Raw genomic sequence first — 11,456 nt, 5'->3', positions numbered from 1 at the left:
CTCCGTACCCCCTACAGCAGTCCCACGGCCGTATCGACCGCCCCGGCAACGTCTCCGTCGACCGGATAGAGCAGCGAGCGGCCCACTACCAGTCCTTGCACTGTGGGCAGTTGCAGCGCACCACGCCATTTCTCGTACGCGCCGTGCTGGTCGTCGCCGATCTCGCCCCCGAGGAGGACCGCGGGCAGGGTCGAGGTCTCCATCACGGCCGCCATGTCGTCGGGGTTGTCGGTGACGGGAACCTTCAGCCAGGAGTACGCGGAGGTGCCGGCAAGCCCGGACGCGATGGCGATCGACCGGGTGACTGCTTCGGCGCTGAGATCATTGCGGAGGAGGCCATCGATCCGGTGACAGATGAACGGCTCTATGAAGACGGGAAGCTGACGCTCAGCCATATCGTCCACGGCGCGGGCGGTGGCATGCAGTGTGTCGAGGGAGGCGGAGTCCTGGTAGTCGATACGGAGCAGCAGTTTGCCCGCGTCGAATCCGAGCCGGTCCAGGTCCTGGGCGCGGTGTCCGGTGAACCGGTCATCGAGCTCGAACGCGGCGCCCGCGAGGCCCCCGCGGTTCATCGAACCCATGACGACCTTGTCCTCAAGGGCGCCGAGGAGGAGCAGGTCGTCGAGGATGTCGGCGGTGGAGAGGACGCCGTCGACGCCGGGGCGGGAGAGGGCCAGACAGAGCCGTTCGAGCAGATCGAACCGGTTCGCCATGGCGAGGCGGCGGTCCCCGACGGCGAGGGCGCCGCGGGCGGGGTGGTCGGCGGCGATGATCATCAGGCGTCCGCTGTCGCCGATGAGCCGGGGTCGCCTGCGCCGCCGGGTGGCTGCCTCCGCGACGGCCTCGGGATGGTGGGTGCGGATCCCGACGAGCTCGGCGATGTCGACGCGGCTCACGATGCGGCTCCGGTCGGGGGTGTGCCGCCGGGCTGGTACGGCGCGGCGACTGTCGGGGCCGGGGACGGCGGCGCGGATGGGGACGGCTTGCCGGTCGGCGCGGCAGCAGTCGGGGCCGGGGACGGCGGCGCGGGTGGGGGCGATTCGCCGGTCGGCGGGGTCGAGGCGGCGGCGGTCGGGGACGGCGGGACCGGGCCGCCGGTCAGGACCTGGTCGACCTCGGCGGCGTGGGGCATGGCGGTGGAGCAGGCCAGGCGGGCGGCAACGATGGCCCCGGCGGCGTTGGCGTACCGCATGATGCGCTCCAACTCCCACCCGGAAAGCAGCCCGTGGCACAGCGCCCCGCCGAACGCGTCCCCTGCACCGAGCCCGTTGACCACCTCTACGGGGACGGGCGGGACCTCGGCCTGCGTCCCGTCCCGGTGTACGGCGAGGACACCTTTGGGGCCCTGCTTGACGACGGCGAGCTCGACCCCGGCGGCAAGGAGCGCGCGAGCCGCGGCGTAGGGCTCGCGCTCGCCGGTGGCGATCTCACACTCCTCCAGATTGCCGACGGCGACGGTGGCGTGCGCCAGCGCCTCGGCGTAGTACGGCCGCGCCTCGGCCGGATCCCCCCAGAACATCGGCCGCCAGTCGAGGTCGAAGACGGTGATGCCGGACCGGTCCCGGTGGGCTAGCGCGGCCAGCGTCGCCGTACGACTCGGCTCCGCGCACAGCCCGGTGCCGGTCATCCAGAAGACGCGCGCCGCCCGGATCTCGGCGAGGTCCAGCTCGTGCTCGTGGATCTCGAGGTCGGGGGCCTTCGGCTGCCGGTAGAAGTAGAGCGGGAAGTCGTCCGGCGGAAAGATCTCGCAGAAGGTGACCGGGGTCGGGTAGGCGGCGACCGCGGTCACCCAGCGGTCGTCGACCCCGAACTCCCCCAGCGCCTGATGGAGATAGTCCCCGAAAGCGTCCTTGCCGGTACGGGTGATCACCGCCGTCCGCCGGCCGAGCCGGGCCGCCCCGACCGCGACATTCGTGGCCGAGCCGCCGAGGAACTTTCCGAACGTGTCTACCTGCGCCAACGGGACCCCGGTACGCAGTGGATACAGGTCCACCCCGATCCGGCCCATCGTGATCACGTCATACGGCTGAGGCATGCGCGTCCCTTCGGTTCGACGCCGGCTGCCCCCAGGTCTAGTGCTCCTTCCTGAACCCTGTCAACATTTTGTCCTTACATTCGGACGAAGGCTTGACACCCTTCCGCGGCGGCCGGAAAGCTCGTCCGCATGACCTCATCCGTCCCCTCCCTGAACCGCATCCGGGTCGGCTCGGCCCCCGACTCCTGGGGGGTGTGGTTCCCCAACGATCCTCAACAGGTCCCCTGGCAGCGCTTCCTCGACGAGGTCGCGAGTGCCGGTTACGAATGGATCGAGCTCGGCCCCTACGGCTATCTACCGAGTGACCCCGCCCGCCTCACCGAGGAGACCGCCCGGCGCGGCCTGAAGGTCTCGGCGGGAACGGTCTTCACCGGGCTGCACCACGGACCCGCCGTCTGGGACAGGACCTGGGCGCATGTCTCCGATATCGCTGCGCTGACCCGGGCAATGGGCGCGGAGCACCTGGTCGTCATCCCCTCCTTCTGGCGCGACGACAAAACGGGCCAGGTGCTGGAGGACCGGCAACTCACCCCCACGCAGTGGCGCGATCTCACCGCCCTGACCGAACGGCTGGGCCGCGAGGTGCGCGAGCGGTACGGACTTAAGATCGTCGTCCATCCGCATGCGGACACCCATATCGACACCGAGGAGAACGTCAGCCGGTTCCTCGACGCCACCGATCCCGAACTGGTCTCCCTCTGCCTGGACACCGGGCACTACGCATACTGCGGAGGGGACAGCGTCAAGCTGATCGAGACCTACGGGGAGCGGATCGGCTACCTCCATCTCAAGCAGGTGGACCCGGAGATCCTCGCCGAAGTCGTGGCGGACGAGATGCCGTTCGGTCCTGCGGTCGGCCGCGGCGTGATGTGCGAACCGCCTGCCGGAGTACCCGCGCTGGAGCCCGTACTGGCCGCGGCCCAGGCGCTGGACGTCGAACTCTTCGCGATCGTCGAGCAGGACATGTACCCCTGCCCGCCGGACAAACCCTTCCCGATCGCCCGGCGGACCCGCGGTTTCCTGCGCTCTTGCGGTGCGTGACGCGAACACACCACTTCCGTCAGGGGGTGTTGCCTCTTTGTGACGCATGTCTGCGTTTTGCGTGCCTTCCGTCACAGTCGATCAACAGCCCCTCCCCTCACTCCCCTCGCGGTCGTTCAACGGGTAGCTCAGTGATCGCCAGCGTCCGCGCTGCAGCTCCCCAGACGGCCCCCCGCGCCGCCGCTGCCGCGCACGCACGGAGGTGCCACACCGATGACGGACAGCAGACTCTGGTCCTACAAGGACATCGCCGCGCATATCAGGGTGCAGCCGGACACAGTCCGTTCCTATCGCAAGCACGGTCTGCTCCCGCCGCCCGACCATGTCGAGGCCGGGAAGCCCTACTGGTACGCGGACACGATCCGCCTCTGGGTGGCCAATCGCCCCGGGAACAGGAGCCGCAGAGAATGAGCACCGCGCGAGGTGAACTCAGGAGCGGGCGATCCACGGCGGTGACACCGCGGTGTCAGGCTCTGACGATGTCCCGTGCCCCGTCCGGGTTCGAGTCCGGTTCCGGGTCCGTCTTCGGCTGCGAATCCGAAACCGCGTCCGAGTCCGAATCCGAGTCGGGCCGCTGTGGCACGGGCTGGGGTATCTCCCCCTCGCTCAGCCCGAATCGCTGATGGAACCGGCGCAGCGGCGCGGGCGCCCACCAGGTCGAGGCACCCGTCAGCTTCATCACGGCGGGGACGAGCAGGCTGCGGACCACCATGGCGTCCATCAGCACGGCCAGCGCGATTCCCAGACCCAGCATCTTCGTGTTTGTCACCCGTGAGGTGCCGATGCCCACCATCACGACCGCGAGGATCACGGCCGCCGCGGTGATCAGCCCGCCGGTGCGCTGGAGGCCGAATCGCACCGCGTGCTCGTGGTCGTGGGTGCGGTCGTACTCCTCCTTGATGCGGGAGAGCAGAAAGACGCCGTAGTCCATGGAGAGCCCGAAGGCGATGCAGAACATCAGCACGGGCAGCGTCGTCTCGATGTCACCGGTGGAGGTGAAGGCAAGCAGGCCGGAGAGATTGCCGTCCTGGAAGACCCAGACGACGGCGCCGAACATCGCCGTCAGGCTGAGGGCGTTGAGCACGACCGCCTGGATCGGGATCAGCACACTGCCGGTGAGCAGGAAGACCAGCAGCAGAGTCACCACGGCGATGATGACGAGCGCCAGCGGCAGGCGGTCGGCGATGGCGGCCTTGGAGTCCTCCAGCACCGCTGCCCTGCCCGTCACCGAGGTCTCGAACGGAGCGGGGACGTCGCGCAGTTCATGGACGAGCCGCTGCGCCTCCTCCCCCACCGCCTCACCCTTGGGCTGCACCGTGAAGTATGCGGCTCCTCCCGAGGTGACGGGACCGTCGACCCGCAGCACCCCCGGAAGGGCAGCGACGCGGTCGCGGTATTCGGCGTACGCGGCGGGCGTCGTCGCGGCTTTGCGGGACTCCGCCTGCTGGGCCACCACCGCTAGGCCGCCGGCCGGGCTGCCGGGGAATCCGTCCCGTATCTGCTGCTGGACCACATGGGACTCAGCGGTCGACGGCAGCTGGCGATCGTCGGGGGTGCCGAACTTGACGCCCAGGAAGGGCAGTCCGAGCAGCACCAGACCGGCGACGGTGGCGAAGGCGAAGAGCGGAGCCCGGCGCATCACCAGGGCCGCAACCCTGGCCCATCCACCGCCGGCCGCTTCCCCGTCCGCGCCTGTCTCCTCGGACGATGCGCCGCCCTTGCCCCGGCCACGCCGGAGGAGGCGGCGCAGATCCAGCGCGTTGACCCGGTGGCCCAGGAGCATCAGCGCGGCCGGCAGCAGGATCAGCGCGGCGCCCGCGGCGAGCAGCACCACCGCGATCCCGGCGTAGGCGAAGGAGCGCAGGAAGTACTGCGGGAAGACCAGCATGGCCGCCAGCGACACGGCCACGGTCAGCGCGGAGAAGAGAACCGTGCGGCCCGCGGTGCGCAGGGTGATGCCCACGGCCTCCCGCACTTCCGCCCCCGCCGCCAGCTCCTCCCGGAATCTGCGCACGATGAACAGGGCGTAGTCGATGGCGAGTCCAAGACCCAGGGCCGTGGTGAGGTTCTGCGCGAATACCGAGACATCGGCGAACTCGGTGATGCCGCGCAGCACGGCATTCGTCCCCAGGATGGCGACGATGCCGACGCCCAGCGGGAGCAGCGCCGCGATCGCGCTGCCGAAGACCATCACCAGCAGCACCAGCGTCACCGGAAGGGCGATCAGCTCGGCCCGCAGCAGGTCTTCCTGGATGATCGTCGTCATCTCGTGCTGCACGGCGACGGGGCCGCCGATCGAGACCTCAACCGGGCCGTGCGCACCCCGGAAGTCGGGCGCGATCCGCTCCAGTACCTCGGCCCTGGCCTTCTCGTCGCCCTCGATCCGAGCCGCTATGAGCGCCTGCCGGCCGTCCTCGGCGCGCAGCGCGGGTGAGCCGGTCTGCCAGTACGAACCGACACCCGTGACCTCCTTCTCGGCGGCGAGCCGCTCCGCCAGCCGCCGTCCCTCGGCTGCGACCGCGGGAGCGTCCACGCTCGCCTGCCCGCTGTCCACCAGCAGCAGCACATTCGGCTGCGATGAGGGGAACTCACGCTCCAGCGCGGCCGTCGCGTACGTCGACTCGGCGGCCGGGTCCTCCCAGCCGCCGCTGCCCATGCGTTCGGCGACCCCGCTGCCGGCGAACACGGCGAGTGCGGTGAGCACCAGGGCGGCCAGCAGCGAGAGCCGCGGCCGCGCGGTGACAAAACGGGTCCATCCCCCGACCGGCGGCGGGCCGTTGACTTCGGACATGGTGCGGTGTCCCCTTCACCGTGGCCCATGCGCAGGCTTCCCGGGCAGGCAGCATGAGTCGACTATTGCCAATACACTGGCAAACACGAGCTATCGCTCGCATTAATCAAGAATGCGAGCGACCACTCGCGTTTGTCAACCGCATCAGGAAAGCTGGGGATTTCACGTGCCGGAGGAGCCCACGACGCCGGAGACCGCCGCGACCGCCGCGACCGCCGCGGCCAAGGGAGCCCCCCGACCGGCCTCGACCACACGGGCCGGCCAGGACTCCGGGACCAGCAAGGACTCCGGGACCGCCAGTACGCCGGGGGCGGCCAAGCCGCGCCGCCGCCAGGCCCGCGGCGAGCGCCGTATCGCCCAGCTCCTCGAAGCCGCCGCGAACGTCTTCTGCAGCAGCGGCTACACCGCGGCCAGCACCAACGCGATCGCCCGCGAGGCCGGTGTGTCCCCCGGCACGCTCTACCAGTTCTTCCCGAACAAAGAGGCCATCGCCGTCGAGCTCGGTGGCCAGCTCCTCGACCGGTGGCGCGAGTCCCACGGCGCCGCCCTGACCGCCGCCAACCTCGACCTCCCGCTCGACGAGTTGCTGGACGCGGTCCTCGATCCACTCTTCGAGTTCAACCACGAGAACCCGGCCTTCGCCGTCCTGATGCACGGCCCGGACATCCCCGGCCAGATCACGCAGGAGTTCAACGCCCTGCACGAGGGGCTGCTCACCCGGATCGAGGAGATCGTCGCGGGGTACCTCCCCGAAGCCCCGCCCGCCGAGCTCTCCCGCACCGCCACCACGATCTTCGCCATCTTCAAGGCAGGCCTGGATCTGGTCCTCGCGCACGAGGGCGAGGAGCGGCAGGCGTACATCACGGAGATCAAGAAGGTCATGTTCGGGTACCTGAACCCGATACTCGGCGAAGCCGTGCCGCCGACGACGGAGCGGTGAAACGCCGCGCCGCATTCACATTAATACCCCCTAGGGGTATAGTCTGGTGAGTGTCGGGCAGCCACGGCATTCCCTCGTCTCTCCGGCACACCATGCACCTGGTACGTGAACTCAGTACGTGTTGCACCGCCGAAGAGGAGAACGCCATGACCGCCGAGACCAAGACCGAGACCGCCCAGGCGACCGGCTCCTGCTGCTCGCCCGCCGGCTCCTGTCACGACGGCGCGGCCGACGTCGGGATCGGCGCGGTCACCACGGTCTACCAGGTCACCGGGATGACTTGCGGCCACTGCGAGGGCGCGGTCGCCGGCGAGCTCTCCGAGTTGCCGGGCGTCACCTCCGTGAAGGCGGTCGCCGCAAGCGGCGAGGTGACGGTGGTCTCCGAAGCCCCGCTCGACGAGACGGCCGTGCGCGAGGCCGTGGACGAGGCGGGTTACGAGCTCGTCGGCCAGGCCTGAGCCGGGCGCCGAGCGGCCCGGGACACCTGCCCGGCGCCCAGCACCGGGCACCCAGCGCCCGCGTCCGCAAAGCCCTTCCGCCGGGCCGTGCCCGACCAGTCCGACGCTGGTCGCGTACGGCCCGGCGCCCGTTGTGGAGATGGAGTCCTGAAGTGGAAAGTTCCCAGGTCGAGCTCACCATCGGCGGGATGACCTGCGCCTCGTGCGCCGCCCGCGTCGAGAAGAAGCTCAACCGCATGGACGGCGTCAGCGCCGCGGTCAACTACGCGACCGAGAAGGCGAAGATCTCCTACCCGCACGGGCTCGAGGTCGCCGAGCTCATCGCCACCGTCGTCAAGACCGGCTACACCGCCGAGCAGCCCCCGGCGTCAGAGCCGGCATCCGCTCCCGGCCCGGCATCCGACGCGGCCTTCGCAGCGCACGCCGACCCGCAGTCCGCCGCCCTCCGCGAGCGCCTCACCGTCTCAGCCCTGCTCGCGATACCCGTCGTACTCATGGCGATGATCCCGGCCCTCCAGTTCGACAACTGGCAGTGGCTCTCACTCACCCTCGCCGCCCCCGTCGTCGTCTGGGGCGCGCTGCCCTTCCACCGGGCCACCTGGACCAATCTCAGGCACGGTGCGGCCACCATGGACACCCTGATCACCGTCGGCACGCTCGCCGCCTTCGGCTGGTCGCTCTGGGCCCTGTTCCTCGGCCACGCGGGCATGCCCGGCATGCGGCACGGCTTCGACCTCACCGTCTCGCGCACCGACGCCTCCTCGACGATCTACCTCGAAGTCGCCGCCGGCGTGACCACCTTCCTCCTCCTCGGCCGCTATCTGGAGGCCCGCTCGAAGCGGAAAGCGGGCGCTGCCCTGCGCGCCCTGATGGAGCTGGGCGCCAAGGACGTCGCGGTTCTGCGCGGCGGTACGGAGATGCGGATTCCGGTCGGCCGGCTCGCGGTCGGCGACCGGTTCGTCGTACGCCCCGGGGAGAAGATCGCCACCGATGGCACGGTCATCGAGGGCGCTTCCGCCGTCGACGCGTCGATGCTGACCGGCGAGTCGGTGCCGCTGGATGTGGCCCCGGGCGACCCGGTCACCGGGGGCTGCGTCAACACCGCCGGCCGTCTCGTCGTGGAGGCCGCCCGGGTCGGCGCGGACACCCAGCTCGCCCGGATCGCCCGGCTGGTCGAGGACGCCCAGAACGGCAAGGCCGACGTGCAGCGCCTCGCCGACCGGATCTCGGCCGTCTTCGTGCCCGTCGTCCTGGTGATCGCCCTCGGCACCCTGGCCGGCTGGCTGCTGGCCACCGCGGACGCGACCGCGGCCTTCACCGCCGCCGTCGCGGTCCTGATCATCGCGTGCCCATGCGCGCTCGGCCTGGCGACGCCGACCGCCCTCATGGTGGGCACCGGTCGCGGGGCCCAGCTCGGCATTCTCATCAAGGGCCCCGAGGTGCTGGAGTCCACCCGCAGGGTCGACACGGTCGTCCTGGACAAGACGGGGACGGTCACCACGGGCCGGATGAGCCTTCAGGGCGTGTACGTCTCCGAAACCGCCGATGAGGATGATCTGCTGCGCTTCGCGGGCGCATTGGAGCACGCGTCGGAGCATCCCATCGCTCGCGCTGTCGCCGCCGGCGCCGAGAAGCGCGTCGGCGCCCTGCCAGTGCCGACCGTTTTCGAGAACGTCCCGGGTCTCGGCGTACGAGGCGTCGTCGAAGGACACCAGGTGCTGGTCGGACGCGCGCGGCTGCTCGAGAACGCCGGGGTGGAGCTTCCCCCCGAGCTGAAGGCCGCGGCCGCCGAGGGGCATACCGCCGTCTTCGCCTCCCGGGACGGCAAGGCGCTCGGCGTGCTCACCGTCGCCGACGCGGTCAAGGACACCAGCGCCGAGGCGGTGACGCGGCTGCGCGCCCTCGGCCTCAATCCGGTGCTGTTGACCGGCGACAGCAGGGCGATCGCCGACGCGGTCGCTGCCGAGGTCGGCATCGACGAGGTGTACGCCGAGGTCATGCCCGAGGAGAAGGCGGATGTGGTCAGGCGTCTCCAGGCGCAGGGCCGCATCGTCGCCATGGTGGGTGACGGGGTCAATGACGCGGCCGCGCTGGCCACCGCCGACCTGGGTCTGGCGATGGGCACGGGCACGGACGCGGCCATAGAGGCCGGTGACCTGACGCTCGTACGGGGGGACTTGAGGGCCGCGGCCGACGCGATCCGTCTCGCCCGTCGGACACTGACGTCAATCAAGGGCAATATTTTCTGGGCTTTCGGCTACAACGTCGCCGCACTGCCGCTGGCGGCATCAGGCCTGCTCAACCCCATGATCGCCGGTTTCGCCATGGCCTTTTCGTCCGTATTTGTGGTGGGTAACAGCTTGCGGCTGCGCTCCTTCAGGTGACTACAAATAGGTCACAAGACCTTCACAAGGAGACCTAGATCACAGATATTTGGGGGTAACCATTCAGGCTCCTCGCGAGTCTAAATTGGCGATGCCGAGAACGTCTTGGGGGACGTTCATGGGATGTCTTGGGGGACGTCCCAGGCAAGCGTTGGCCGGGGCACGTGCCCGGGGAGCTTTGAGCGGCCCTCCCGTGCGTACGTACCCCGGCAGACCGCCTGAGGAGCTTCTGCGGCCCGCAGACGCCCGGCCGGATCCCGTGGGGGGAATCCGCTCCGGGGATATGGGAAGCGCCCCGCCCGCCGACCCGTGGGGGGATCGGCAGCGGGGCGCTTTCCGCTCACTGCGCCTGTGACGAGGCCGGTTACGAGGCGCGGACGCGCCCCTTGCCGGTGCCCTCGTGTCAGCGGGCCTCGACCGGGACGAAGTCGCGCAGGACCTCGCCGGTGTAGATCTGGCGCGGACGGCCGATGCGGGAACCCGGCTCCTTGATCATCTCGTGCCACTGGGCGATCCAGCCGGGCAGCCGGCCGATCGCGAAGAGCACGGTGAACATCTCGGTCGGGAAGCCCATGGCCCGGTAGATCAGACCCGTGTAGAAGTCCACGTTCGGGTAGAGGTTGCGCGAGACGAAGTAGTCGTCGGAGAGCGCATGCTCCTCCAGCTTGAGCGCGATGTCGAGCAGCTCGTCGGACTTGCCGAGCGCCGAGAGGACATCGTGCGCCGCCGCCTTGATGATCTTCGCTCGAGGGTCGAAGCTCTTGTAGACGCGGTGGCCGAAGCCCATCAGACGGACGCCGTCCTCCTTGTTCTTCACCTTGCGGATGAAGGAGTCGACATCGCCGCCGTTGGCCTTGATGCCCTCGAGCATCTCCAGGACCGACTGGTTGGCGCCACCGTGCAGCGGGCCCCACAGGGCACTGATGCCGGCGGAGATCGAGGCGAACATGTTCGCCTGCGAGGAGCCGACCAGACGCACGGTGGATGTCGAACAGTTCTGCTCGTGGTCCGCGTGCAGGATCAGCAGCTTCTCGAGCGCGGCGACCACGACCGGGTCCAGGTCGTACTCCTGCGCGGGGACCGAGAAGGTCATCCGCAGGAAGTTCTCCACGTACCCGAGGTCATTGCGCGGGTAGACGAAGGGGTGCCCGATCGACTTCTTGTACGCGTACGCCGCGATCGTCGGCAGCTTGGCGAGCAGCCGGACCGTGGAGAGATGGCGCTGGTTCTCGTCGAACGGGTTATGGCTGTCCTGGTAAAACGTCGACAGCGCGCTGACCACGGACGACAGCATCGCCATCGGGTGCGCGTCACGCGGGAACCCGCCGAAGAACCGCTTGACGTCCTCGTGCAGCAGCGTGTGCTGGGTGATCTCACCCCGGAAGCTGGAAAGCTCGTCGACCGTCGGAAGCTCGCCATTGATCAGCAGGTACGCCACCTCGAGGAAGGTGGAGCGCTCGGCCAGCTGCTCGATGGGGTAACCGCGGTAGCGCAGGATGCCCTGCTCGCCGTCGAGGTAGGTGATCGCGGATTTATAGGCGGCGGTGTTGCCATATCCACTGTCCAGGGTCACCAGACCGGTCTGGGCTCGGAGCTTCCCGATGTCGAAGCCCTTGTCACCGACGGTGCTGTCGACCACCGGGTAGGTGTATTCACCGTCCGCGTACCGCAGTACTACAGAGTTGTCGCTCACGTCATCCCTCACCGACGTAGTGCCTCTTTTCGAGGTGCCCTGACTGTCTCTACCATCCCCCATTTGGCTGAGGAGAGTGCACTCGGGGTCGACCATTGGGCCTATCGGCGGCAC

9 protein-coding genes are annotated in these 11,456 nt (G+C 69.3%); 5 read left to right on the top strand and 4 right to left on the bottom strand.

From position 1 onward, the window contains the following. Nucleotides 1-11: 11 nt before the first annotated feature. Nucleotides 12-896 (bottom strand): deoxyribose-phosphate aldolase, encoded by an 885-nt coding sequence (locus J7E87_RS00475; RefSeq protein ID WP_215088893.1) that lies wholly within the window; start codon nt 894-896, stop codon nt 12-14. After that, nucleotides 893-2,035 (bottom strand): 5-dehydro-2-deoxygluconokinase, encoded by a 1,143-nt coding sequence (iolC, locus tag J7E87_RS00470; protein ID WP_215088892.1) that lies wholly within the window; start codon nt 2,033-2,035, stop codon nt 893-895. Before iolC ends, J7E87_RS00475 begins: the two co-directional genes overlap by 4 nt. Nucleotides 2,036-2,164: 129 nt before the next feature. Here iolC and J7E87_RS00465 point away from each other — a divergent pair, with 129 nt between their 5' ends. Next, nucleotides 2,165-3,076, top strand: a complete 912-nt coding sequence (locus tag J7E87_RS00465) for a sugar phosphate isomerase/epimerase (RefSeq protein WP_215088891.1) — start codon at nt 2,165-2,167, stop codon at nt 3,074-3,076. Nucleotides 3,077-3,289: 213 nt separating this feature from the next. Then, on the top strand, nt 3,290-3,487 hold the full coding sequence (locus J7E87_RS00460) for an AlpA family transcriptional regulator (RefSeq protein WP_215088890.1): 198 nt from the start codon (nt 3,290-3,292) through the stop codon (nt 3,485-3,487). Nucleotides 3,488-3,542: 55 nt separating this feature from the next. On the opposite strand, the gene J7E87_RS00455 is transcribed toward J7E87_RS00460, so the two are convergent. Then, entirely contained in the window at nt 3,543-5,867 is a 2,325-nt protein-coding gene (locus tag J7E87_RS00455) for an MMPL family transporter (protein ID WP_215088889.1), read from the bottom strand. Between the two features lie 166 nt (nt 5,868-6,033). Here J7E87_RS00455 and J7E87_RS00450 point away from each other — a divergent pair, with 166 nt between their 5' ends. From J7E87_RS00450 to J7E87_RS00440, 3 genes are all read left to right on the top strand, one after another. Continuing rightward, on the top strand, nt 6,034-6,807 hold the full coding sequence (locus J7E87_RS00450; RefSeq protein ID WP_308312791.1) for a TetR/AcrR family transcriptional regulator: 774 nt from the start codon (nt 6,034-6,036) through the stop codon (nt 6,805-6,807). Nucleotides 6,808-6,953: 146 nt separating this feature from the next. Beyond that, nucleotides 6,954-7,265 carry a heavy-metal-associated domain-containing protein gene (locus J7E87_RS00445; RefSeq protein ID WP_215088887.1) on the top strand — a complete coding sequence of 104 codons (312 nt, stop codon included), beginning with the start codon at nt 6,954-6,956 and terminating at the stop codon, nt 7,263-7,265. 188 nt (nt 7,266-7,453) lie between these two features. Next, a complete protein-coding gene (locus J7E87_RS00440) occupies nt 7,454-9,649 on the top strand; it encodes a heavy metal translocating P-type ATPase (protein WP_215088945.1) in 2,196 nt (731 codons plus the stop codon). 403 nt (nt 9,650-10,052) lie between these two features. Here the strand turns inward: J7E87_RS00440 and J7E87_RS00435 are convergent, their stop codons facing one another. Next, nucleotides 10,053-11,342, bottom strand: coding sequence for a citrate synthase (locus tag J7E87_RS00435; protein WP_215088886.1), 1,290 nt, complete (start codon nt 11,340-11,342; stop codon nt 10,053-10,055). Nucleotides 11,343-11,456 lie beyond the last annotated feature (114 nt).

It is taken from the genome of Streptomyces sp. ISL-1 (assembly GCF_018614585.1).
Taxonomy (GTDB): domain Bacteria; phylum Actinomycetota; class Actinomycetes; order Streptomycetales; family Streptomycetaceae; genus Streptomyces; species Streptomyces maoxianensis.
This window is presented reverse-complemented; position numbering and strand designations above follow the sequence as displayed.

What these genes read in the sequence shown, in the direction of transcription:
- J7E87_RS00465 (WP_215088891.1), top strand. Translation starts at nt 2,165, where the DNA reads ATGACCTCATCCGTCCCCTCCCTGAACCGCATCCGGGTCGGCTCGGCC.
- iolC (WP_215088892.1), bottom strand. Translation starts at nt 2,035, where the DNA reads ATGCCTCAGCCGTATGACGTGATCACGATGGGCCGGATCGGGGTGGAC.
- J7E87_RS00455 (WP_215088889.1), bottom strand. Translation starts at nt 5,867, where the DNA reads ATGTCCGAAGTCAACGGCCCGCCGCCGGTCGGGGGATGGACCCGTTTT.
- J7E87_RS00445 (WP_215088887.1), top strand. Translation starts at nt 6,954, where the DNA reads ATGACCGCCGAGACCAAGACCGAGACCGCCCAGGCGACCGGCTCCTGC.
- J7E87_RS00440 (WP_215088945.1), top strand. Translation starts at nt 7,454, where the DNA reads ATGACCTGCGCCTCGTGCGCCGCCCGCGTCGAGAAGAAGCTCAACCGC.
- J7E87_RS00460 (WP_215088890.1), top strand. Translation starts at nt 3,290, where the DNA reads ATGACGGACAGCAGACTCTGGTCCTACAAGGACATCGCCGCGCATATC.